Here is a 22,742-nt window from a genome sequence, read left to right on the forward strand (position 1 = left end):
GGAAACCGTGTCAAGGGCGGGCCGCGGAAAAGTCAGGGGGAATCCTTCGCCGCCACCCCACCGCGGAACTTCCCGTCAGGACAAGGAAAACCCCGCTCTCCGCGGTTGAACCCATGACATTTGTCGTGGGTCCGATCGCTGGCCCGCGATCGTTGCCCGGGCAGACGATTCCGGAACCCACTCACGCCGGCCTCCGCCCCCGCCGAACGGGATCACGGGCGGAGGCCTGCCCAGCTCGAGGAGTTCTGTTGAGGCAACGGATTCTCGTATCCGCCCTGGGGGCCGGCGCATTGGCCGTCGCAGGGCTGACAGCACAAGGGGCCGTCGCGGCCCCTACCACGCCGTCCACCGTCGGAAAGCATGCCGTCAAGGTCTGCTCGGCCGCCAAGGCCAGGCACACCGCGAGCTGCCACGCGCTCAAGCTGGTCGACGCCGCAGGTGTCGCACCGACCTCCACGGCGCCCCCGGCGACCGGACTCACGCCGTCCGGCCTGCGTGACGCGTACAAGCTCAACGGCCTGAGCGCCGGCGGCCGCACGGTCGCGATCGTGGACGCCTACGGCTACCCGAACCTGGAGCGCGACCTCGGCGTCTACCGGTCCCAGTTCGGCCTGTCCGCCTGTACGACGGCGAACGGGTGCCTGCGGATCATCGACCAGAACGGCGGCACCTCGCTGCCCAGGTTCAACGCGGGCTGGGCCGGTGAGCAGGCGCTCGACGTCGACGCGGTCTCGGCCGCCGCTCCGGACGCCAAGATCGTCGTCGTCCAGGCCAAGTCCGCGAGCTTCGCCGATCTCGGCGCCGCGGTCGTCACCGCCTCCAAGCAGGCCGGAGTCGTTGCCATCTCCAACAGCTACGGCGGTGGCGACGCCTCCGACGCCAGCTACGGTCAGTACTACAACCACCCGGGCATCGCGGTCACCGCGTCCACCGGTGACGACGGGTACCAGGGCGGCAGCTACCCGGCCTCGTCGTCGTACACGACGGCCGTCGGCGGTACGTCGCTTGTTGCCGCAAGCAACTCGCGGGGCTGGAGCGAGACCGTGTGGGCAGGCGCCGGTTCGGGCTGCTCGTCGTACAACACCGCGCTGAGTGCCGCTGCGTCGTTCGGCACCGGCTGCTCGAAGCGGGCGATGGCGGACGTGTCCGCGGCCGCAGACCCGGGCAAGGGCGGGATGGCGATCTACTACCCGACCAGCAAGACGGCGTCGACGTGGGCGCAGTTCGGTGGCACGAGTGAGGCCGCCCCGATCATCGCCGCGGTCTACGCGTTGTCCGGCACCACGAGCGGTTACGCGAACGCGCTGCCGTACGCCCACCCGGGCTCGCTGTTCGACGTGACCAGCGGCAGCAACGGCAGCTGCCCGACGACCCAGTGGTGCAACGCTCGCACCGGCTGGGACGGCCCGACCGGTCTCGGTACGCCGAACGGCGCCGCAGCCTTCTGATCGCCCGGGCGGGGGTGGGCTCAGGCCCACCCCCGCAGTGGGGCTGACGGGCGTCGCGGCCGAGATGGTCCTCATCATCGGACAGGTCGTGGTCCGCGGCCGGCAACTGCACTTCAACGTGTCGACACCGGCCGACCAGTTGATCCACAACATCATGGCGAGCACGATCTATCTGGTCTGGGCCGCCGTCCTGGTGATCGCGATCCAGCTGCTGTTCGACAAGCCCGGCGACAGGGCGTTGCGCTGGAGCATCCGGCTCGCCCTCGGTACGACGCTGGCCGGCATGATGCTCGGCAATCTGATGTTCCGCGTCACCCCGTCACAGGAACGCGAAGCGGCCGCGGCCGGTCAGCAGTTGCACCTCGGTTCGCACGGCGTCGGCGTCGAAGACGGCGGCCCTGGGTTGCCGATCACCGGATGGAGCACGCAGGGTGGCGATCTGAGGATCGGTCACTTCCTCGGTGTGCACGCACTGCAGGCGATCCCGTTGGTTGCCCTGGGCCTCGTTCTGCTCGCCCGCCGCTTCCCGGCGCTGCGTCCCGAGGGTGCCCGTACCGCCCTCGTCGCGGTCGCCGCGGCGTCGTACGCCGGCCTGATCTGGCTGGTCACCTGGCAGGCCGAACGCGGCGAATCGATCGCCCGTCCCGGTGGCACGACACTCATCGCAACCGCTTGCTGGCTGGGTGCGACGATTTCACTGTCGCTCCTAGTACTGTTCCGTGCACGAAGGACAACCCTCGTCTCCACGCGAATCCGGTGAAATCTCTTCCCCGGACTGTTCGCCAGGCTTAAGGTCAGGCGCGGACGGATCGTGGAGGGCGACCCGCGCAGACACTTTTGATGGAGCGTTGTTGTGACCACATCACGCAGACGGCGGGGGCTCTTGGCAGTCACCGCGGTCTCCGCCGCCACTGTGTTGGCCGTGACCGCCGCCGGCGGCGCCACGGCCGCGCAGACGGCCGGCCCCAATGAGGGCAAGGGCAAAGCGGCCCAGTCCGAGAACACCAAGGGCAAGGAACGGAAGGGCAACTACGACGCCCGGACGCCGAACGCCAAGACCACCGCCACCCGCTCCGCCAAGGTCGCGGGTCAGGAGTCTGCCGCGTCGGAGAAGTTCCGCGACTCGCTCGGCACCCAGGGTGTCGTCGAGTTCGACCCGAACACCGGGACCCCGGCCCAGGTCTCCAAGCTCAACGGCTTCCTGACTGGCAAGAGCGCGAAGAAGGCGACCGACGTCGCGCTGGGCTACGTGAAGGCGCACTCCGCGGTCTTCAAGCTCTCCGCCGCGGACCTCGGCACGTTCAAGCTCCGCAAGGACTACGTCGACGACCTCGGTACCCACCACATCTCGTGGATCCAGACGGTCGACGGCATCGAGGTGTTCGGCAACGGCCTGAAGGCCAACGTCACCAAGCACGGCGAGCTGATCTCGCTGATGGGTGCGCCGGTCGCCGGACTGGCCAGCCAGGCTCAGGCCCGGTCTGCCGCGGCCGCGCCGAAGGTGTCCGCCGCCGCGGCCCGCACCGCCGCCGCCGAGGACATGGGTGGTACGGCGAAGTCCGCGACCGCGAAGTCCGCCGGTACGGCGACCACCTGGAGCAACGGCGACACCGCCAAGCAGGTGTGGTTCCACACCGCCGACGGGCTGCGCAAGGGCTGGCTGACCTACGTCAACGCCGGCGGCATGAAGATCTACAGCCACGTCATCGACGCCCAGACCGGCGCCCTGCTCTACCGCAAGGACCTGGTCAGCGAGGGCAACGGCGACGCGCTGGTGCAGGACAACTACCCGGGCGCCGCGAAGGGCGGCACGCAGCGGGTCGAGAACCTGATCTTCAACAAGTGGCTGCCGAAGAACGCGAAGACCCTGCTCGACGGTACGTCGGTGGCCGCCTTCGCGGACGTGAACGACGACAACCAGCCGAACGCCGGTGAGACGGTCAAGGTGCCGGGCACCAAGACCGGCGCCGAGTACAAGCTGGTGCCGTTCCAGACCAGCGCCTCCTCGTTGTGCTCGGCGTCGTTCGTCTGCACCTGGGACCCGGCCAAGCCGGACTCCTGGAAGACGAACATGAACCAGGACGTCACCAACGCGTTCTACCTGGCCAGCAACTTCCACGACTGGCTGGCCAAGCCGCCGATCAGCTTCACCCCGGCGGCCGGTTCGTTCGACACCGCGGGCGGCGACCCGGTTCACCTGAACGCGCTGGACGGCGCCGCGACCGCTGCCAACGGCGGACCCGACGCGAACCACATCGACAACGCGAACATGTCGACCCCGCCGGACGGCATCTCGCCGACCATGCAGATGTACCTGTGGCACTTCCCGGGGACGACGGACGCGCAGGACCCGTTCGTGCCGGCCAGCGGTGCGAACGACGCGAGCGTGCTGTACCACGAGTACACCCACGGTCTGTCCAACCGCCTGGTCGTCGACGCCACCGGCAACTCGACGCTGAACAGCATCCAGGCCGGCTCGATGGGCGAGGCGTGGAGCGACTTCTACGCGATGGACTACCTGGTCTCGCACGGTCTGGAGAAGGACACCACCGCTCCCGGTGAGGTCCTCGAGGGCAAGTACGTCGCGGCCGGTCAACTGTTCCGCACCCAGGCGATCGACTGCCGCGTGAAGGCCGTCAGCCCGAACTGCATCCAGCCGGACGGCTCGAAGGGTGGCTATACCTACGGCGACTTCCCGACCATCGGCGGTACGCCCGAGGTGCACGCCTCCGGCGAGGTCTGGGCGCAGACGCTGTGGGACCTGCGCGAGCGCTTCGGCCGTAGCTACGCGGTCAGCCTGATCACCCGTGCGATGGAGCTGTCGCCGGCGGACCCGACGATGCTCGACATGCGCAACGCGATCGTGCAGGCCGACCTGGTCGCCAGCGGCGGCAAGAACGCCGACACGATCTGGACCGTCTTCGCCAACCGCGGCATGGGCTGGTACGCCGGTGTCATCGACGGCGGCGACTCGTTCCCGGCGGAGGACTTCCACAAGCCGCCGACGGGCGCGACCACGACGCTCAGCGGCACCGTTCTGGACAAGGACACCGGTGCTCCGGTGGTCGGCGCGCTGGTCTACGTCGGCGGTCACTCCTCCGGCTACGCCGGCGACTACGCCGCCTCGACCAACTCGAAGGGCGAGTACCAGATCACCGGTGTCGCGCCGGGGACCTACCCGAAGGTCGTCATGTCGGCTCCGGGCTACGAACTGCTGGTGCAGTCGGCAACGGTCTCCAAGAGCGGCTCGAAGTCGAACTTCGCTCCGCGCCGCAACTGGGCCGCGTCCTCGGGCGGCGGTTCGGTGGTCGACTTCAACGGTCCGGACTTCACCCCGCAGTGTGGTCCTGCGTTCGCGATCGACAACGCGCAGGGCACCGGCTGGGGCAGCACCACCGGTGACGACAACGGCACGCCCACGAACGTGATGGTGCCGAAGCACATCGACATCAAGCTGCCGGCCGCGGTGAACATCAGCGGCTTCAACGTCGACCCGTCGAACACCTGTGGTGACGCGGGCAGCGCGTCGACCGGTCAGTACCGGATCGAGACCTCGGTCGACGGCACCACCTGGGCGACCGCCCAGGAGGGGACCTTCACGGCGGCCAACCGGGCGAAGTACAACCTGCTCGCCCCGAGCGGCAACGCGACCGGAGTTCAGTACGTGCGGTTCTGGATGCTCAGCCCGCAGGTCCCGGACTTCGCCACGAACTGCCCGGACGGCGCCTTCAGCGGTTGCCAGTTCACCGATATGACCGAGCTCCAGGTCTTCGGTACGAAGTAACCCGCACCACCCGCGAAGGCCGGTCGAGCATCCCGCTCGGCCGGCCTTCCGGCGTTCTCAGTGGTTCTTCGACGGCTTCGCGGGCGGGACCGTCTGGGCCCATTCGGCCCACTCGGCCAGAGCGGAGTACAGGCGGATGCCGGCTTCGACGGTGACGCGCATCGACTGGGTCTGCGGGCTGTAGCCGAAGTCGCCGCGGTCCTTGGCCGCCGCGTACTGGCGGTACTGCTCGGCCAGTTCGGAGTAGAACCGTGCCTCGGACTCGAGGTGACGTCGCAGGTCGTCGGCGTCCATCAGCCAGAAGAACAGTGACCTGAGCAACGGCTGCAACCGCATGGTGTGGTCGACCTCGACCTCGGTCAGCCAGCGCTTGACCTCCGCCAGCCCGGCCTCGGTGATCCGGTACGCCTTCCGCCGGCGCGGTCCCTCGCTCTCGACCTCGACCAGGCCTTCGCCCGCGAGCTTGCCGAGCTCGGCGTAGATCTTCGGGTGCTGTGCCGGCCAGATCGAGCCCAGGACCTCGGTGAACCGCCGGGCCAGGTCGTACCCGCTGGCCGGCCCCTCGGCGAGCAGCCCGAGCAGCCCGTGCCGCAGCGACATGGCGCGCCTCCTTCGATCTCGTCGGAACATCTTGACATGTCCCCGGGGACATGTGCATGCTCTCATATGTCCCTAGGGACATGTCCTGGGGGCCAACTGATCGTGAGGGAGTCGGAATGTCTGACAGTCGTGCAGTGCTCATCACCGGCTCGACCGGCGGCATCGGAGCGGCGACGGTCGGGTTGCTCCGTCGCCGCGGCTTCACCGTGTACGCCGGGGTGCGCGGGCGGGCCGGCTTCGGTGAGGGGGTCCGGGAGGTCATGCTGGATGTGGCGGATCCGGAGAGTGTCGCGGCCGCGGCCAAGCAGGTGGCCGGGGAGACCGGCGGCCTGCGGGCGGTCATCAACAACGCCGGAGTGATCGTGCAGGGACCGATCGAGCTGGTGCCGGCCGACGAATGGCGACGGCAGTTCGAGGTGAACACGCTCGGCCCGGCGTCCGTCGTTCGCGAGTTCCTGCCGTTGGTCCGCGCCGGAGCGGGCCGGATCATCAACGTGAGTGCGCCGACCGGCCGGGTCGCGATGCCGCTGCTCGGTGCACTGTCGGCCAGCAAGGCGGGACTGGAGGCACTCTCGAACGCACTCCGACTCGAGCTTGCCGCGTGGAACATCCCGGTCGTGGTAATCGAGCCGGGATCGACCGATTCCGCGATCTTCACCAAGGCGAGGGCCGCCGCGCAGGAGGCGCTGGAGCGGACGGACGGCGACCGGGTGGCGCTGTACGGCGCCCATCTGGCCGCCTATGAGAAGGCGAGCGCACGCTTCAAGCCCGGCCCGGCCGAGAAGGTTGCCGAGGTCATCGTTCACGCCGTCGAGGCGCCGCGGCCCAAGCGTCGCTACACGGTCGGTGACGCACGCACGCTGGCGGCGATCCTCACCAGGTTGCCGGTCGGACTGAGGGAGCGAGTGCTGAGCAATGCCCTTGGACTGAAGGGAATCAAGGCATGAGCGTCGTCGTCCTGGTCGGTGCCACCTCGGGGCTGGGGCGGCGAGCAGCCGAGCAGTTGGCGGCCGGTGGTCATCGGCTGTTCCTGGTCGGGCGCGACCCGGCTCGCGCCACCGGTCTGGCCAAGCGATTGCCGCAGGCAACCGTCATCACGGCGGACATGTCGGTGCGGGCCGGCGTCGAACAGGCGACTGCGGCGATCACGGCCGAGACCGAGCGGATCGACGTACTGGTGAACAACGCCGGGGTGATGACGCCCGGCCGTCAGGTCAATGCCGAGGGCATCGAACTGAACCTCGCCGTCCATCACCTGGCGCCGTGGTCGACGACCGCGCTGCTGCTGCCGCTGCTTCCGTCGGGTGGCCGGATCGTGAACGTGAACTCCGAGGGGCATCGGTCGCCGATGCGCGGTGGCGCGGTCCGGGTCGATCCGAGGCGGCTGGCGGACGGCCCGGCGGAGTTCGATCCGTTCCTCACCTACAGCAGGACGAAGTTGGCCAATCTCCTGTTCACGTACGAGTTGCAGCGCCGCCGACCGGACTTGAGTGTGGTCGCCGTACATCCGGGTGTGGTTCGGACGGATCTCGGGCGGCAGTTCCCGCGGCTGCAGGTCGCGGCCGTGCAGGCCTTCGCCCTGTCCGCGCGGCGCGGTGCCGAGCCGGTCGTGCGGCTGGCCGTCGGTCCCGAGGCGCCGACCGGGTACTACGACCGGTTCCGGTCGGTGCGGTCGTCAGCGTTCTCGTACGACGAAGACCTGGCGCGGCGCGTCTGGGCCGCAACTGAGGAACTACGGCCGCACGCCGCTGCCTTCCCACATCGTGAACGATGAACAGTAAGTGCAGTGAATTAGTCTAGTTTCGAGCGCGTGGAGATCGCAGCCGGCAGGTCGTCGCGTCGCTCAGGTGGGCGGCGCGGCGACCGAGCCGCGCTCGATCAGGGTCGGGGCCACAGTCGTCCGGCGGACACGGCGGTTGGTGTCGACCGCGGAAGTGACGCGGGCGACGACGTCCGCGACCAACTCGGCGAGCGGCCACTGGAACGTGGACAGTGGCGGCGTGAGCAGCTGCGACATCGGCTGGTCGTCGTACCCGAGCAGGGACAGGTCCTCCGGGACACGGAGGCCGAGCTCGCGGCTGGCGGCGTACACGCCGAAGGCCATCGAGTCCGCCAGCGCGAGGATGCCCGTCGGTCGGTTGCTGCTGGTGAGCAGCTCGCGGGCGACCTCGGTCGCGCCGGCCAAGTCGTGTGGGCACTGCAGGATGCGGACCTTCAGTTTGAGGTTCACGCCGATGCGCTGAGCGATCTCCTCGGCCGGGCGCTCGACCTCGAACCGGCGGGTCGGGCTGAGGACCGCGACGCGTCGGTGGCCGGCCTCCGCCAGCCGGCTGAGCGCGATACTGACGCCGGTTTCGTTGTCGAACACCACCTCGGACTTCGCCTTCGCGCCGGGCAGTGCGTCGCCGATCGCGATCACGGGCGCCTGCTGCGCGATCGCTGCCCAGCCCTTGGCGGCCGGGTTGATCGGGATTACCACGATCGCGTCGGCGCGGTGGTCGACCAGGTGCTGGGCGAGCTCGAGCTGGCGATCCGCGTCGCCGGCGGAGTCGATGATCCAGGCGTTCCGGTCCGGGGCGAGCAGCTCCCGGCCGAGCGCGGCAGCGAGCCGCTGCTGCCACAGGTCCTCGAGCGACGCGCACAGTACGCCGATCGAACCGCTCCGGCCGGACGCGAGCGCCCGCGCCACCGGGTCGGCCTGGTAGCCGAGTCGGTCGGCGGCGTCCTGAACCCGCTGTCTGGTCTCGGGAGTGCCGTGCAGGCCGCGCAGCGCATAGGACACCGCCGCCATCGACAGGCCGGTCTCCGCGGCGATGTCCTTGAGGGTTGGCCTGCGGCCGGTTCCGGACATGATCAGCACCCTAGACCGCCCGGCGGACAGAAACTTGACAAGTCCCGTATTGAAGCGCTTCACTCTAAGAGTCCTGAAGCGCTTCAATCTGATCAAACCGCCGGGAGGGGAAGCCGATGATCGACGTTCATCAGCACCTCTGGCCGGCCGAGTTCGTCGACCGCCTCCGGGCCCGCTCCGAGCCGCCGTACCTCGACGGCTGGACGCTGCACACCGCGTCCGAAGCGCCGTACGAGGTCGATCCGGCCGCGCACGCGGTGGACAAGCGGGTCGCCCTCGAGCAGGACACGGGTACGACGCTTGCGGCGGTGTCGCTGTCGAGTCCGCTCGGTATCGAGCAGCTCCGCGACAACGCGCTGCTCGACGCCTGGCATGCGGGTGCGGCCGCGCTGCCGGAGCCCTTCAGGGCTTGGGCTTCGGTGAGTTTGATCAAGCCTGACGTCGACGGCCTCGGCGTGCTGCTGGCCGACGGTTTCCTCGGACTGCAGTTGCCGGCGCATGTACTCGCGACACCGGCCGGGTGGGCCGAGGTCGGCGAGTTGCTCGCTGTCGCCGAGCGGTCGGACAAGCCGATCCTGGTCCACCCGGGCACGGCCCGGACCGACTGCGAGGTGCCCGGGTGGTGGGCGCCCGTCGTCGACTACGCCGGTCAACTCCAGGCCGCATGGTGGGCCTGGCACGCGTACGGCGGCCGCCACCAGCACCCGCGACTGCGGTTGTGCTTCGTGGCGGCGGCCGGACTCGCCCCCGTGCACCACGAACGGCTGGCTGCCCGCGGCGGCCGGCTCGGCACCATCGACCCCAACCTGTACGTCGACACCTCGAGCTACGGCCCGCAGGGGATCGACGCGGTCGCGCGGGTCCTCGGCATCGACCAGGTCGTGCACGGCACCGACCGGCCGTACGCCGGGATCACCGACCTCCGCCAAGGCGATGCCGCGACCGCGGTGATCCGCCACGCCAACCCACACCGGCTCCTGTACGGCGTCAACCCCGGGGCCGGGCAACCATCTCCTGAGAGGGGAGTGCAGTGACTGCTCAGCCGATCACCGACGTTCCGAACGTCCCGGCGCGCCAGCCCAGCCGGCTAGTGGATCTCAACAACTGTCTGTCGCTGGACAACCTTCCGGGCCGCGACCTGGATGCCGCAGAGTTGTCCGAGCTGGCCGCGTCGGTTGCCGCGCAGCCGCACCTGTGGGAGGACAAGGTCGCCTACAGCGACGAGGAGCGCGTGTTCGCCTCCCTGCATCGGGACGCGAACGTCGACGTCTGGCTGATCTGCTGGACGCCGGTCAACGACACCGGCTGGCACGACCACGATGTCTCGTCCGGCGCGGTCGCGGTCGCGAAGGGCACGCTGGTCGAGCACAACCTCGCGATCGGCACCGACTCGGTCGAGACCGAGGTGACGGCCGGCGACGTCTACGGCTTCGGCCCGGACCACATCCACCGCCTCACCGGCCTGGACAAGGGCAGCATCACCGTCCATGCCTACAGCCCGCCGCTGTGGCGCATGGGGCAGTACTCGGTCAAGGACGGCGTACTCCGCCGCATCTCCGTCTCCTACGCCGACGAACTCCGGCCGCTCGACTGAGGTCACATTCTCTGACTAAAGTCAGAGAATGGAGATCGCCGCGGTCAGAAGGTTCAACCGGATCGTCACCGAGCGCGTCGGCGCGCTCAACGACGCCTACCTGTCCCGGGACCGTCCGCTCGGGCAGGCCCGGGTGTTGTGGGAGATCGGCGCGGACGGGTGCGACGTACGGGCGCTGCGGACGCGGCTCGGCCTCGACTCCGGGTACCTCAGCCGGTTGCTGCGGTCGCTCGAGGAGGACGGGCTGGTCCGGGTCGAGCAGAGCGGTGCGGACGCGCGCGTGCGGATCGCACGGCTGACCAGGACGGGTGCGAAGGAGCGGCGGCTGCTGGACCGGCGGTCCGACGAGTTGGCCGGGTCGATCCTGGCGCCGTTGAGTGAGCGCCAGCGGGATCGGCTCGTCGCCGCGATGGACGATGTGTCACGGCTGCTGACCGCGTCGATGGTCGACGTCGGCATCGTCGATCCGCGGCGGCCGGAGGCACAGCTGTGCCTGCGCTCGTACTTCGACGAGTTAGGCGAGCGGTTCGACAACGGGTTCGACCACGCGCACAGCATTTCGGCGGAGGACGCCGAGCTGACATTGCCCGCCGGCCTGCTGCTGGTTGCCACGCTGCATGCGGAGCCAGTCGGCTGCGGCGCGTTGAAGCTGCACGGTGAGGAGCCCGCGGAGATCAAGCGGATGTGGGTTTCCCGCGATGCCCGCGGTCTGGGGCTCGGACGCCGGCTGCTCACCGAGCTCGAACGTGAGGCAGTCGCCCGCGGTGCGAACGTCGTACGGCTGGAGACCAATCGGTCACTGACCGAGGCGATCGGTCTGTATCGCGCGTCGGGCTATCAGGGGGTGTCCGCGTTCAACGCGGAGCCGTACGCCCATCACTGGTTCGAGAAGTCGCTCAAGGCCTGAGTGTCCGGGGAGGGCCCCGATCTCCCCGGACACCAGGTGGACTACGGCTTGCGGAGTACGCCGATCAGGCCGTGGGTCTCCTGGTCGAGACCCGCGGAGAACCAGAGGGCGTCGGTGCCGCCGGTGGTCGCGGTGCCCTGGAGCAGAGCCCAGAGGCCGTCGATCGCGAGCGTCTTGCCGCCGGGGGTGCGGACCTGGCCGTCGGACTCGTAGCGACCGTGCGACGTCGGCTGCAGCATGTTGATGCGCCCGTCGCCGAAGTTGCCGACCAGAAGCGTGCCGGCCGGCTGACCCCAGGCGGCCGGAGCCAGCGCGAGGCCCCACGGCGCGTTCAGCGAGTCGCGGGAGGCGACGCGACTGACGAACTTGCCGTCCACCGTGTACTGGTCGACGAAGCCGAGCCCGCGGCCGGCGACGCTGCGGCCGGTCGTCGGGTCGGGCTTGGCGTAGGCGACGAAGATCTTCCCGTTCAGCGTCTGCACGTTGAAGGGCGCGTAACCCTTCGGCAGCGAGCGGTCACGGAACGCCCACCACGGCAACTTGACCGGGTTGAAGGCGCTGTCGAACACGTCGATCCGGCCCTGCGCGAAGTTGGCGGCGTACAGCTGGTCACCGGTGCTTGCCGTCGCGACGGCCAGCCCGGTGTAGGCGGCGCCCGGGGTGGTGGCGACGATCTGCGCCGCACCGATCGTCGGGCTGACCGGCGGGCCCCAGGCGGCGATCTGGCCGGTGAGGGTCGCGAACATGAACCGGGCCGGAGCGCTGACGGTCCCGTTGCTGAGGACGAAGCCGGTGCCCGGGTTCGAGACCTGGCCGGTCGGCAGCGGCACCGTCACCCGGACGGTGGGCACCTTGGTGATCGTGGTCGAGCCCGGCGCGGACGAGTAGAGCGTCGAGCTCGACGTCCCCTGGTTGGACACCCACAGCGGCGTCGTCGCGCCGAGTGAGAGGCCCCATGGGTTGACCAGGTCCGGGTCGGTCAACACGGCCTTGCCGGGGAGGTCGGAGGCGAGGTTCACCTGCTGTACGGCGAGATGCCTCGAGGATTCGTGGTGGTCTTGGTGCGCACTGGCGGTCGCTGGGGTGACCAGCGCGAGACCACCGATGAACGCGGTCGCAAGAGCGAGTGGACGGCCCTTCGGGCGAAGCGACATGTCACTTTCCTGTCGGTTGAGGTGCGGAGCACCATCGATACGGCCCGATGGGCTAGGCGGTTCAATCCGGCGCAGGGTAGACATGGGTAAGCAGCAACGTGGGAGGGGGAAGGAAACTGTGGCGGAGCTTGCGATCCAGCAGTTGAACCCGGCGATCCTGCCGCCGGCGACGGGGAACTACACGCACGGCGTGGTCGTCGGTGGGGCCGAGCGGACGGTGTTCGTCAGCGGTCAGGTGCCGTGGGGCAACGAGCACGGCCGAGTGCCGGAGAGTTTCGAGGCGCAGTGCCGGATGGTCTGGCGCAACGTGCTCTCGGTCCTGGCCGAGGCGGGCATGGGGGTGCTGAACCTGGTGAAGGTGACGACCTACCTGTCCGACCGGCAGTTCCGGGCGCTCAACTCGAAGATCCGCGAAGAGGTCCTCGGTCAGCACGCACCCGCGCTGACCGTGATCATCTGCGACATCTACTCCGAGAACTGGCTCCTCGAGATCGACGCGATCGCGATGGCCTAGTTCCTGTCTGACGGTCGCGCGGACCGTCAGACAGGAACTGCTCGGCTAGGCCCAGGTCTCGGCGTGGGTCGCTACGCCGTTGGGGGCGATGAGTTCGGTGACGACGTCCTCGGCGTCGGCGTCCAGCGGCTCGAACGGGAGCTCGGGTACGACGTACGCGCGGGCGCCGGCGACCATCTCGATGCCGGGGAGCTCGAACCAGGCCTCGCCGACCTCGCGGCTGATCTCGTAGATCGCCTGCTCGGCCGAGTCCACCGGCTCGTCCTCGCCGCCGTCGTCCACCTCGGCGGGGTGCCGTTCCTGGGCCGCCCGGCCGGCGTCGAGCAGCGCGTCCAGGTCGACCACGCGCAGGTCGAACCGCGACACCACGCTGATCACCTGATCCTGCTCGGCCTCTTCGTCGTCCTCGTCGTCGACCGAGTCCTCCAGCAGCAGTGGCGCCGTACCGGTGTGCTCGAAGACCGCGTCGTTCCAGCCCTCGACGAGTTCCTCAAGGGCGGCGTTCTGCTCGTAGAGCGCGGACTGCTCCTCGGCGCCGGTCATCGCGAGCAGGGCGTCGGTGTGGGCCTGGAGGCGCTCGGCCAGCCGGCGGCTCGCCTCGGCCAGCGCCTCCCGGGTCTGCGCGGAGAAGAACTGCTCTGCGGGGGCGGTGATGTCGACTTCAGTCACGTGCTGTTCTTCCCTTGTCTGTGCGTGGGGCTGTGCCTGGATCTGGGATTGCCAGGCGTAAGTATGCGGACAGAACGGCCACGGGCGAAGTCCGGTCCGGAATACGTTGCTGTGAGAAGCCTGTGAGAGCTGTCAGAGCGGGTGTGAGAGGCCTGCGAGAACACTCCTGAGCAGGCAGCGAGCGGTGTGCAGTGGCTTCATGAGCACTTTAGCTGTGAGGTGGCGCCGTCATGTCTGACGTCATCTATCTCGCCGTCACCGTCGTCGTCTTCGCGGCCATCTGGTACGCGCTGCGTGGAGTGGAGAAGCTGTGAGCGCCGAGAACATCGCCGGCCTGGTGGTCGCCGCGGCCCTGGTCCTCTACCTGGTCGCCGCCCTGATCTTCCCCGAGAGGTTCTGATGTCCGACACTGCGGCCGGCCTGTTGCAGGTCGGCTTCCTCATCCTGTGCCTGGCGGCTGTCTACCGGCCACTGGGTGGCTACATGGCTCGCGTCTACACGAGCGACAAGGACTCCAGGTTCGAGCGTGGCGCGTACAAACTGTTCGGCGTCGACGCCAAGGCTGAGCAGACCTGGGCGGTCTATGCGCGGTCGGTGGTCGCGTTCTCCGCCGTCAGCGTGATCCTGCTCTACCTGATCCAGCGGCTGCAGTCCCACCTGCCGCTGTCCAACGGGCTGCCCGGCGTCGAGTCAGGACTGGCGTTCAACACCGCCGCGTCCTTCGTCTCGAACACCAACTGGCAGTCCTACGTTCCCGAGGTCACGATGGGCCACCTGGTCCAGTTCGCCGGCCTCGCGGTCCAGAACTTCCTGTCCGCGGCGGTCGGTATCACCGTCGCGATCGCCGTGATCCGTGGCTTCGCCCGGTCCAAGACCGACCGGCTCGGCAACTTCTGGGTCGACCTGACCCGGACCGTGATCCGGGTGCTGCTGCCGATCGCCGTCCTCGGTGGCCTGCTGCTCGTTGCGATGGGCGTCGTGCAGAACTTCTCCGGCGGCCACGAGGTCACCTCGGTCGTCGGCCAGACACAGACCATCCCCGGCGGCCCGGTGGCGAGCCAGGAAGTGATCAAGGAGCTCGGCACCAACGGCGGTGGCTACTACAACGCCAACTCCTCCCACCCGTTCGAGAACCCGAACGGGTTGTCGGACCTGTTCGAGATCTTCCTGCTGCTGGTGATCCCGGTCGCCCTGACCCGGACGTTCGGCCTGATGGTGAAGGACAAGCGGCAGGGCTACGCGATCCTCGGCGTGATGACCACCATCTGGGCGGCCTTCGTCTTCCTCGCGACGTTCTTCGAGAACCAGGGCGCGGGTGTTGCGACCCAGGCGGCCGGAGCGGCGATGGAGGGCAAGGAGACCCGGTTCGGCGAGTGGGCGTCGTCACTGTTCGCCGTCTCCACCACCGGTACGTCGACTGGCGCGGTGAACTCGATGCACGACTCGTTCACCCCACTCGGCGGCGGCGTACCGCTGTTCCACATGATGCTGGGAGAAGTGACGCCCGGCGGCACGGGCACCGGTCTGTACGGCATTCTCGTGCTCGCCGTCCTCACGGTCTTCGTCGCCGGTCTGATGGTCGGCCGGACCCCGGAGTACCTGAAGAAGAAGATCACCGGCCGCGAGATGAAGCTGGTCTCGCTGTACATCCTGGCCACACCGACGTGTGTCCTGGTCGGTGCGTCGATCGCGATGGGCCTGGCGACAGCGCGCGCGTCGATCCTCAACGCCGACAGCCCACACGGCTTCTCCGAAGTGCTGTACGCCTTCACTTCGGCCGGTAACAACAACGGCAGCGCGTTCGCGGGCATCAGCGCCAACATCCCCTTCTACAACACCGCCCTCGGGCTCGTGATGCTGCTCGGCCGCTTCGTGCCGATCGTGATCGTGCTGGCCTTGGCCGGCTCCTTCGCCCAGCAGCAGCCCGTCCCGGTGACCCAGGGCACGCTGCCGACTCACAAGGCGCTGTTCGTGACGATGCTGGTCGGAGTCGTCCTGATCGTCACCGGCCTGACCTACTTCCCCGCTCTCACCCTCGGACCCCTCGCGGAGGGACTGTGACCACGCTAGTGACGACTCCTCCTCCGACCCCGGAGAAGGTGGCGAAGAAGGCACCCTCAGGTGCGTTCGACCCCAAGATGCTCCTGACCTCGCTACCGGACGCGCTGCGCAAGCTCGATCCGCGGGTGATGGTGAAGAACCCGGTGATGTTCGTGGTCGAGGTCGGCGCGGCCGCCTCGACGATCAAGGCCTTCACCGATCCCAGCATCTTCGTCTGGTGGATCGTGGTCTGGCTCTGGCTGACCGTCGTGTTCGCGAACCTGGCCGAGGCGGTGGCCGAAGGCCGCGGCAAGGCCCAGGCGGAGACCCTGCGGCGGGCGAAGACCGAGACCACCGCACGACGCCTCACCGACGCCGGTGAAGAAGAGATCCCGGCCACCGCGCTGCAACTGGGCGACCGGGTGGTCGTCGAGGCAGGGCAAATCATCCCTGGCGACGGTGACGTGATCGAAGGCGTGGCCAGCGTTGACGAGTCGGCCATCACTGGCGAGTCGGCCCCGGTCATCCGTGAGTCCGGCGGCGACCGCAGTGCGGTCACCGGCGGCACAAAGGTGCTGTCGGACCGGATCGTCGTGCAGATCACCACCAAGCCTGGTGAGAGCTTCATCGACCGGATGATCGCGCTGGTCGAGGGCGCGTCACGGCAGAAGACGCCGAACGAGATCGCGCTGAACATCCTGCTCGCGAGCCTGACGATCGTCTTCCTGATCGCGGTGGCGACGCTGCCGACGTTCGCCGCCTACGCCAACACGAACCTGAGCATCGTGATCCTGGTGGCCCTCCTGGTCGCCCTGATCCCGACCACCATCGGAGCGCTGTTGTCGGCGATCGGTATCGCCGGCATGGACCGGCTGGTGCAGCGCAACGTGCTGGCGATGTCGGGCCGCGCGGTCGAGGCCGCGGGTGACGTGAACACGCTGCTGCTGGACAAGACCGGCACCATCACGCTGGGCAACCGGCAGGCGTCGGAGTTCATCCCGGTCCAGGGCGTGACCGACACCGAGCTGGCCGATGCGGCCCAGCTGTCCAGCCTGGCCGACGAGACACCGGAGGGACGGTCGATCGTCGTACTGGCGAAGACCGGCTACGGGCTGCGCGAGCGGCACACCGGAGAGTTGCCGCACGCAACCTTCGTCGAGTTCACCGCACAGACGCGGATGAGCGGCGTGGACGTGGACGGCCGGCAGGTTCGCAAGGGCGCGGCCGGTGCGGTGAACGCCTGGATCCACAGCCACGGCGGCGCCGCCGACCCGAAGCTCGGTGAGATGGTCGACGGCATCTCGGCCTCCGGCGGTACGCCGCTCGTGGTCGCCGAGAGCGTGAACGGGAAGGCCCGGGCTCTCGGGGTCATCCACCTCAAGGACGTGGTCAAGGAAGGCATGCGGGAGCGGTTCGACCAGATGCGCGCGATGGGCATCCGGACCGTGATGATCACCGGTGACAACCAGTTGACCGCGAAGGCGATCGCCGAGGAGGCCGGGGTCGACGACTTCCTGGCCGAGGCGACGCCCGAGGACAAGATGGCGCTGATCAAGAAGGAGCAGGAGGGTGGCCGGCTGGTCGCGATGACCGGTGACGGGACCAACGACGCCCCCGCGCTCGCCCAGGCCGACGTCGGCGTGGCGATGAACAGCGGGACGTCGGCGGCCAAGGAGGCCGGCAACATGGTCGACCTCGACTCCAACCCGACCAAGCTGATCGAGATCGTCGAGATCGGCAAGCAGTTGCTGATCACCCGCGGTTCGCTGACCACGTTCTCGATCGCCAACGACGTGGCGAAGTACTTCGCCATCCTGCCCGCGCTGTTCGCGGCGGCGTACCCGGGGCTGGACAAGCTGAACATCATGGGGCTGCACTCGCCGCAGTCCGCGATCGTCTCCGCGATCGTGTTCAACGCCCTGGTGATCGTGGCACTCGTACCGCTCGCCCTGCGCGGCGTGCAGTACAAGCCGTCCTCGGCGTCCGCGATGCTGCGGCGCAACCTGCTGGTGTACGGCGTCGGTGGTCTGGTCACCCCGTTCATCGGCATCAAACTCCTCGACCTGGTGATCTCCTTGATCCCCGGAATCCGCTGAAAGGCTGTTGTTCATGGCAAGCAATCTCCCCGGCTCCGTCCGGCAGTTCGGGGTCGCGATCAGGGCCCTGCTGGTCTTCACCGTCATCCTCGGCATCGCGTACCCGCTGGCGATGACCGGTGTGGCCCAAGCGCTCTTCCACAGCAACGCGAACGGCTCGATCGTCCAGGTGAACGGCAAAGACGTGGCCTCCGATCTGATCGGTCAGGCCTACACCAAGCAGGTGATCAAGGACGGCAAGCCCGAGGTCGACGCTGACGGCAACCCGGTGATGGAGGCCGACCCGATGTGGTTCCAGACCCGCCCGTCCGCGGTGGACTACGACGGCATGGGCAGCTCCGGGTCGAACCTGGGACCGAACAACGCCGACCTGCTCGCCGCCGTCCAGGAGCGGAAGAAGGCCGTCGCGGACCTCGAGGGCGTAGACCCGTCCCAGGTCCCGCCGGACGCCGTCACGGCCAGCGCCAGCGGCCTCGACCCGTCGATCAGTCCGGCGTACGCCGCTCTGCAGGTGAACCGGGTCGCGCGGGAGCGCGGGTTGGACGTCGCGAAGGTGCAGCAACTGGTCAAGGAGAACACCAAGGGCCGCACGCTCGGATTCCTGGGTGAGCCGGCCGTCAAGGTTGTCACGCTCAACAACGCACTCGCCAAGCTGGGCTGAGCTGAGAGCATGGAGGTATGAGCAAGAGCGGCCGTGGGCATCTGCGGATCTACCTGGGTGCCGCGCCTGGCGTCGGGAAGTCCTACAAGATGCTGGGCGAGGGTCAGCGCAGGCTGGCCCGGGGCACGGATGTCGTGGTCGGATTCGTTGAGACCCACGGCCGCGAGCACACCGCGGAGATGCTCGAAGGACTCGAGATCGTGCCGCGGCGGATCATCGACTACCGCGGCGCCAGTTTCACCGAGATGGACCTCGACGCGGTGCTGGCCCGGCGGCCGGAGGTGGCGCTGGTCGACGAACTGGCGCACACCAACGTGCCAGGCAGCCGCAACGAGAAGCGCTGGCAGGACATCGACGAGATCCTGGCCGCCGGGATCGACGTGATCTCGGCCGTCAACATCCAGCACCTCGAGTCGATCAACGACGTGGTCGAGAAGATCACCGGCGTACCGCAGCAGGAAACGGTCCCGGACCGGGTGGTCCGGGCCGCCGACCAGATCGAGCTCGTCGACATGACCCCGGAGGCGCTCCGCCGCCGGATGGCCCACGGCAACGTCTATTCGGCGGACAAGATCGATGCCGCCCTGGGCAACTACTTCCGGGTCGGCAACCTGTCCGCCCTGCGCGAACTGGCGCTGTTGTGGCTCGCCGACCGGGTGGACGTGGGCCTGCAGCAGTACCGTGCCCAACATGACATCGACTCGACCTGGGAAGCCCGGGAACGTGTCGTGGTCGCCCTCACCGGCGGCCCCGAGGGTGGGACCCTGATCCGGCGTGCCGCCCGCATCGCCGCCCGGTCCTCCGGTGGAGACCTGCTCGCCGTTCACGTCGCCCGCTCCGACGGGCTGACCGGCGCCGACCCGAAACGCCTCGCCGAGCAACGCATTCTCGTCGAGAGCCTCGGTGGTACGTACCACCAGGTCGTCGGCGACGACGTACCGGCCGCGCTGCTGACCTTCGCCCGGGCCGAGAACGCGACCCAGCTGGTGCTCGGCGGCAGCCGCCGGTCCCGGTTCGGCGCGCTGACCGGTCCAGGGATCGGTACGTCGACGATCCGTGACTCCGGCGACATCGACGTTCACATCGTCACCCACTCGCAAATGGGCCGTGGCCGGCTGCCTCGGTTGCGCGGCAGCCTGTCCACCCGGCGCAAGGTCGAGGGGTTCGTGCTGGCCGTCGTACTGCCGCCGCTGCTGGCCCTGCTGCTCGGGATCGGCGGTGACAGCCTCAACCTGACCAGCAACGTGCTCGCGTTCCTGCTGGCTGTGGTCATTGTCGCCCTGGTCGGCGGATTGTGGCCGGCCATGGTGACCGCTGTCGGTGGGACCGTCGTACTGAACTACTTCTTCACGCCGCCGACGCGCACATTCACGATCGCCGAGCTGAACAATGTGCTCGCGCTGGCGATCTTCGTGCTGGTCGCGGCGATGGTGAGCTCGGTCGTCGACCGGGCCGCCCGCCGGACCAGACAAGCAGCCCGGGCGGCAGCCGAGTCGGAGACCCTGGCGACCTTGGCCGGGTCCGTGCTGCGCGGCGAGACCGCGCTGCCGGCGCTGCTGGAGCGGGTCCGGGAGGCCTTCGGGATGACGAGCGCCTGCCTGATGGAGCGGGTCGACAACGACGAGCTGACCGAGGTCTGGCGGCCGATCGCCTCGGCCGGTACGCCGACGTGTCGCCGGCCCGAGGACGGCGACGCCGAGATCCCGGGGCGGGACGACCTCGTCCTGGTGCTGCAGGGCCGACAGCTCGCGGCGGACGAACGCCGGCTGGTCGGTGCGTTCGCCGCTCACGCGGCCGCCCTGGTCGACCGGGCCAGGCTGAGCGCGGCGGCCGCCGAGGCCAAGCCGCTGGCCGAGGCGGACAAGCTCCGTACGGCGCTGCTGCGCGCGGTCGGCCATGATCTTCGCTCCCCGCTGGCCTCGGCGAAGGCGTCCGTGACGAGCCTGCGCAGTGACGATGTCGAATGGAGCGAGTCGGAGCGGGCCGAACTGCTGGAGACGGCGGACGAGTCGCTGGACCGCCTGTCGCGTCTGGTGGACAACTTGCTCGACCTCAGCCGCTTGCAGGCCGGCGTACTGCCGGTCTTCACCCGGCCGATGGCGCTGGACGAGATTGTGCCCGGCGTACTGGCCGAGCTCGGTGACCAGAGCGAGAAGGTCACCGTCGACATTCCGCACACGTTGCCTCTGGTAGAGGCCGACCCCGCGCTGCTGGAGCGGGTCGTCGCGAACCTGCTCGCCAACGCGATCCGGTACTCGCCGCCCGGCCGCGCGCCGTTGATCACCGGCAGTGCCCTGGGCGACACGGTCGAGGTCCGGGTGATCGACCGTGGACCGGGCATCCCGCGCGAGGAGCGGGACCGGGTGTTCGCGCCGTTCCAGCGACTGGGCGACACTGACAACACGGTCGGCGTCGGTCTCGGGCTGGCGCTGGCGCGTGGCCTCGCCGAGGCGATGCACGGCACCCTGCAGCCCGAGGACACTCCGGGTGGTGGGCTGACGATGGTGGTCTCGATCCCGGCCGCGAGCCTGCGGACGGCCGACGCGCCGGTCCCCGGATCGCGCGAACGCTCCGAGCCGGAGGCCTTATGACCAGGGTGCTTGTTGTCGACGACGAGCCGCAGATCGTGCGGGCGTTGCAGATCAACCTGAAGGCCCGCGGCTACGAGGTGCATCTGGCCGGCAGCGGTACGGCGGCTTTGAAGGTGGCGGCGCAGCACCCGCCGGAACTGGTCATCCTTGACCTGGGGTTGCCGGACTTCGACGGCGTCGACGTGATTCGCGGCCTGCGTGGCTGGACCGAGGCACCGATCCTGGTGCTGTCCGGCCGGACCGACAGCACGGACAAGGTCGAGGCGCTGGACGCCGGCGCGGACGACTACGTGACCAAGCCGTTCGGGATCGACGAGTTGCTCGCCCGGATGCGCGCCGTACTGCGGCGCAGCAACATCGCCCAGGACCAGCCGGTGGTGACCGTCGGCGGGATCCGGGTCGACCTGTCCGCGAAGCGCGTCACCCTGGAGACCGGTGAGGACATCCGGCTCACCCCGACCGAGTGGCACCTGCTCGAGGTCCTGGTCCGGCACCCCGGCAAGCTGATGTCGCAACGCCAGCTCCTGACCGAGGTCTGGGGCCCCGGGTACGAGAACGCGAGCGGCAACCTGCGCTTCTATATGGGCCAGCTCCGCCGCAAACTCGAGGCCGACCCGGCCCGCCCGAAACACCTCCTGACCGAACCAGGCATGGGCTACCGCTTCGAGCCGTGACGGGGATCAACTGGTGCGGCTGATGGTGCAGCGGATGTCCGTTTCGTTCAAGACCGAAGGGTGGTTCTGCGGGAAGGTAGAGCCATGGACACCTTCACCGCTGGTCGTGATTTCGTACGCCGGGAGGCCCGGCTGGTCGAGAATCGGCTGTTCGCCGCTGTCTTCGAGGACGCCGATCCGCAAGGGGTGGTCGAGGCACTGCGTGGCTATCAGAACGCCGACGGCGGCTTCGGCCATGGACTGGAGCCGGACAAGCTGGTCCCGGACAGCCTGTCGCTGGACGTGGAGGTGGCGTTCAACATCTTGCTCGCCTCCGGCGCCCGGGACGACGAGATGGTTCGCCGGGCGGTCGACTGGCTGGCCGCGACCGCGACCGCCGATGGCGCGGTCTCGCTCTGCTCGCCGGCCATCGAGGGGTATCCGCGCGCCGAGCACGTGTCCGAATGGACCTACCAGCCCAGCATCAACCCGACCGCGGGCCTGGTCGGGCGGTTGTACAAGCTCGGCTTCGAGCACCCGTGGCGCGAACACGCAGGTGCGTGGTGCGCGGCCCAGCTGGCCGAGGCCCTCCCCGAGGACGCCCACGGGCTGCACGAGGCGCTGGAGTTCCTGGAACACACCGACGACGTCGACCTCGACCGCGTCCGCGAGTGGCTGCCGAAGCTTCAGCACTTCCGCGCCGACGCGGCGGACCCGTCGTACGGCGTGACTCCGCTGCACCTGGCGCCGACGCCCGACAGCGTCTGGCGGCCGCTCTTCGACGACGCACAGATCGAGGCCCACCTCGACCGCCTGATCGCCGACCAGCAGCCGGACGGCGGCTGGTCGATCACCTGGGAGCCGCCGAGCCAGGCCGCCACCCTCGCGTACCGCGGCATCCTCACCGTCGGCGCACTCAGCACACTGAAGGCCTACGGCCGGCTCTGACCGGCCCTTGAACGCACGACGGCCCTCCACGAAATTCGTGGAGGGCCGTTGACGTTTGTATCGTTACCGCTCTTCGCGGAAGTCGACGTGCAGGCGAACCGCCGGGTCGTACTTGCGCATCACCAGGCGGTCGGGGTTGTTCCGCCGGTTCTTCCGGGTGACGTACGTGAACCCGGTCCCCGCCGTACTGCGGAGCTTGACGATCGGGCGGAGGTCGTTGCGCTTGGCCATA

At 68.9% G+C, this 22,742-nt stretch carries 21 protein-coding genes; 16 read left to right on the plus strand and 5 right to left on the minus strand.

From position 1 onward, the window contains the following. Positions 1-248 precede the first annotated feature (248 nt). The 3 genes from OG817_RS39345 (at position 249) to OG817_RS39355 (ending at position 5,232) form a co-directional block, all read left to right on the plus strand. The gene (locus OG817_RS39345; protein ID WP_406050046.1) at positions 249-1,448 is read left to right on the plus strand and encodes a hypothetical protein; all 1,200 of its coding nucleotides are present in this window, start codon (positions 249-251) and stop codon (positions 1,446-1,448) included. A gap of 37 nt (positions 1,449-1,485) precedes the next feature. Further along, positions 1,486-2,208 (plus strand): hypothetical protein, encoded by a 723-nt coding sequence (locus OG817_RS39350; protein WP_406050048.1) that lies wholly within the window; start codon positions 1,486-1,488, stop codon positions 2,206-2,208. Positions 2,209-2,370: 162 nt separating this feature from the next. Then, positions 2,371-5,232, plus strand: coding sequence for a M36 family metallopeptidase (locus OG817_RS39355; RefSeq protein WP_406050050.1), 2,862 nt, complete (start codon positions 2,371-2,373; stop codon positions 5,230-5,232). Between the two features lie 57 nt (positions 5,233-5,289). Here OG817_RS39355 and OG817_RS39360 read toward each other — a convergent pair whose 3' ends face one another. After that, positions 5,290-5,832 carry a helix-turn-helix transcriptional regulator gene (locus tag OG817_RS39360; RefSeq protein WP_406050051.1) on the minus strand — a complete coding sequence of 181 codons (543 nt, stop codon included), beginning with the start codon at positions 5,830-5,832 and terminating at the stop codon, positions 5,290-5,292. A gap of 116 nt (positions 5,833-5,948) precedes the next feature. Here OG817_RS39360 and OG817_RS39365 point away from each other — a divergent pair, with 116 nt between their 5' ends. Continuing rightward, positions 5,949-6,779, plus strand: coding sequence for an SDR family NAD(P)-dependent oxidoreductase (locus tag OG817_RS39365; protein WP_406050052.1), 831 nt, complete (start codon positions 5,949-5,951; stop codon positions 6,777-6,779). After that, a complete protein-coding gene (locus OG817_RS39370; RefSeq protein ID WP_406050053.1) occupies positions 6,776-7,606 on the plus strand; it encodes an SDR family NAD(P)-dependent oxidoreductase in 831 nt (276 codons plus the stop codon). The genes OG817_RS39365 and OG817_RS39370 overlap by 4 nt, the downstream gene beginning before the upstream one ends. A gap of 69 nt (positions 7,607-7,675) precedes the next feature. On the opposite strand, the gene OG817_RS39375 is transcribed toward OG817_RS39370, so the two are convergent. Then, entirely contained in the window at positions 7,676-8,683 is a 1,008-nt protein-coding gene (locus OG817_RS39375; RefSeq protein ID WP_406050054.1) for a LacI family DNA-binding transcriptional regulator, read from the minus strand. Between the two features lie 116 nt (positions 8,684-8,799). Here OG817_RS39375 and OG817_RS39380 point away from each other — a divergent pair, with 116 nt between their 5' ends. Genes OG817_RS39380 through OG817_RS39390 form a run of 3 tightly spaced genes read left to right on the plus strand, consistent with a single transcriptional unit; the run spans position 8,800 to position 11,184 of the window. After that, positions 8,800-9,717, plus strand: coding sequence for an amidohydrolase family protein (locus OG817_RS39380; RefSeq protein WP_406050056.1), 918 nt, complete (start codon positions 8,800-8,802; stop codon positions 9,715-9,717). Next, positions 9,714-10,277: a cysteine dioxygenase gene (locus tag OG817_RS39385; RefSeq protein ID WP_393385213.1), complete on the plus strand. Its 564-nt coding sequence runs from the start codon at positions 9,714-9,716 to the stop codon at positions 10,275-10,277. Before OG817_RS39380 ends, OG817_RS39385 begins: the two co-directional genes overlap by 4 nt. A gap of 28 nt (positions 10,278-10,305) precedes the next feature. Continuing rightward, a complete protein-coding gene (locus OG817_RS39390; RefSeq protein WP_406050057.1) occupies positions 10,306-11,184 on the plus strand; it encodes a GNAT family N-acetyltransferase in 879 nt (292 codons plus the stop codon). A 41-nt stretch (positions 11,185-11,225) separates the two neighbouring features. Here the strand turns inward: OG817_RS39390 and OG817_RS39395 are convergent, their stop codons facing one another. Beyond that, positions 11,226-12,338 carry a TIGR03118 family protein gene (locus OG817_RS39395; RefSeq protein WP_406050058.1) on the minus strand — a complete coding sequence of 371 codons (1,113 nt, stop codon included), beginning with the start codon at positions 12,336-12,338 and terminating at the stop codon, positions 11,226-11,228. A gap of 118 nt (positions 12,339-12,456) precedes the next feature. On the opposite strand from OG817_RS39395, the gene OG817_RS39400 reads away from it, so the two are divergent. Continuing rightward, positions 12,457-12,852, plus strand: a complete 396-nt coding sequence (locus tag OG817_RS39400; RefSeq protein ID WP_238164468.1) for a RidA family protein — start codon at positions 12,457-12,459, stop codon at positions 12,850-12,852. Positions 12,853-12,897: 45 nt separating this feature from the next. Here OG817_RS39400 and OG817_RS39405 read toward each other — a convergent pair whose 3' ends face one another. Further along, complete coding sequence (locus OG817_RS39405) at positions 12,898-13,521, minus strand: hypothetical protein (protein ID WP_406050059.1); 624 nt, start codon at positions 13,519-13,521, stop codon at positions 12,898-12,900. Between the two features lie 310 nt (positions 13,522-13,831). Between OG817_RS39405 and kdpF the strand changes: the two genes are divergently transcribed. From kdpF to OG817_RS39440, 7 genes are all read left to right on the plus strand, one after another. Next, entirely contained in the window at positions 13,832-13,921 is a 90-nt protein-coding gene (gene kdpF, locus OG817_RS39410) for a K(+)-transporting ATPase subunit F (RefSeq protein ID WP_130442715.1), read from the plus strand. Further along, positions 13,921-15,582: a potassium-transporting ATPase subunit KdpA gene (kdpA, locus tag OG817_RS39415; RefSeq protein ID WP_396392955.1), complete on the plus strand. Its 1,662-nt coding sequence runs from the start codon at positions 13,921-13,923 to the stop codon at positions 15,580-15,582. Before kdpF ends, kdpA begins: the two co-directional genes overlap by 1 nt. 77 nt (positions 15,583-15,659) lie before the next feature. Further along, positions 15,660-17,657, plus strand: coding sequence for a potassium-transporting ATPase subunit KdpB (gene kdpB / locus OG817_RS39420; protein WP_396393013.1), 1,998 nt, complete (start codon positions 15,660-15,662; stop codon positions 17,655-17,657). Positions 17,658-17,670: 13 nt separating this feature from the next. After that, positions 17,671-18,318, plus strand: coding sequence for a K(+)-transporting ATPase subunit C (kdpC, locus tag OG817_RS39425; RefSeq protein WP_396392954.1), 648 nt, complete (start codon positions 17,671-17,673; stop codon positions 18,316-18,318). A gap of 17 nt (positions 18,319-18,335) precedes the next feature. Then, positions 18,336-20,909, plus strand: a complete 2,574-nt coding sequence (locus OG817_RS39430; protein WP_406050062.1) for a DUF4118 domain-containing protein — start codon at positions 18,336-18,338, stop codon at positions 20,907-20,909. Continuing rightward, positions 20,906-21,583 (plus strand): response regulator, encoded by a 678-nt coding sequence (locus OG817_RS39435; RefSeq protein WP_396392952.1) that lies wholly within the window; start codon positions 20,906-20,908, stop codon positions 21,581-21,583. Before OG817_RS39430 ends, OG817_RS39435 begins: the two co-directional genes overlap by 4 nt. An 84-nt stretch (positions 21,584-21,667) precedes the next feature. Beyond that, positions 21,668-22,510, plus strand: coding sequence for a hypothetical protein (locus OG817_RS39440; protein WP_406050063.1), 843 nt, complete (start codon positions 21,668-21,670; stop codon positions 22,508-22,510). A 63-nt stretch (positions 22,511-22,573) separates the two neighbouring features. Here OG817_RS39440 and rpmG read toward each other — a convergent pair whose 3' ends face one another. After that, entirely contained in the window at positions 22,574-22,741 is a 168-nt protein-coding gene (gene rpmG, locus OG817_RS39445; RefSeq protein ID WP_131363661.1) for a 50S ribosomal protein L33, read from the minus strand. Position 22,742 lies beyond the last annotated feature (1 nt).

The organism is Kribbella sp. NBC_00889, from assembly GCF_045207705.1.
Taxonomy (GTDB): Bacteria; Actinomycetota; Actinomycetes; order Propionibacteriales; family Kribbellaceae; genus Kribbella.

Excerpts from the sequence above, each read along its gene's own strand:
- OG817_RS39360 (WP_406050051.1), bottom strand. The coding sequence starts at position 5,832 with ATGTCGCTGCGGCACGGGCTGCTCGGGCTGCTCGCCGAGGGGCCGGCC.
- OG817_RS39365 (WP_406050052.1), top strand. The coding sequence starts at position 5,949 with ATGTCTGACAGTCGTGCAGTGCTCATCACCGGCTCGACCGGCGGCATC.
- OG817_RS39370 (WP_406050053.1), top strand. The coding sequence starts at position 6,776 with ATGAGCGTCGTCGTCCTGGTCGGTGCCACCTCGGGGCTGGGGCGGCGA.
- OG817_RS39375 (WP_406050054.1), bottom strand. The coding sequence starts at position 8,683 with ATGTCCGGAACCGGCCGCAGGCCAACCCTCAAGGACATCGCCGCGGAG.
- OG817_RS39380 (WP_406050056.1), top strand. The coding sequence starts at position 8,800 with ATGATCGACGTTCATCAGCACCTCTGGCCGGCCGAGTTCGTCGACCGC.
- OG817_RS39390 (WP_406050057.1), top strand. The coding sequence starts at position 10,306 with ATGGAGATCGCCGCGGTCAGAAGGTTCAACCGGATCGTCACCGAGCGC.
- OG817_RS39395 (WP_406050058.1), bottom strand. The coding sequence starts at position 12,338 with ATGTCGCTTCGCCCGAAGGGCCGTCCACTCGCTCTTGCGACCGCGTTC.
- kdpA (WP_396392955.1), top strand. The coding sequence starts at position 13,921 with ATGTCCGACACTGCGGCCGGCCTGTTGCAGGTCGGCTTCCTCATCCTG.
- kdpB (WP_396393013.1), top strand. The coding sequence starts at position 15,660 with ATGCTCCTGACCTCGCTACCGGACGCGCTGCGCAAGCTCGATCCGCGG.
- kdpC (WP_396392954.1), top strand. The coding sequence starts at position 17,671 with ATGGCAAGCAATCTCCCCGGCTCCGTCCGGCAGTTCGGGGTCGCGATC.
- OG817_RS39430 (WP_406050062.1), top strand. The coding sequence starts at position 18,336 with ATGAGCAAGAGCGGCCGTGGGCATCTGCGGATCTACCTGGGTGCCGCG.
- OG817_RS39435 (WP_396392952.1), top strand. The coding sequence starts at position 20,906 with ATGACCAGGGTGCTTGTTGTCGACGACGAGCCGCAGATCGTGCGGGCG.
- OG817_RS39440 (WP_406050063.1), top strand. The coding sequence starts at position 21,668 with ATGGACACCTTCACCGCTGGTCGTGATTTCGTACGCCGGGAGGCCCGG.
- rpmG (WP_131363661.1), bottom strand. The coding sequence starts at position 22,741 with ATGGCCAAGCGCAACGACCTCCGCCCGATCGTCAAGCTCCGCAGTACG.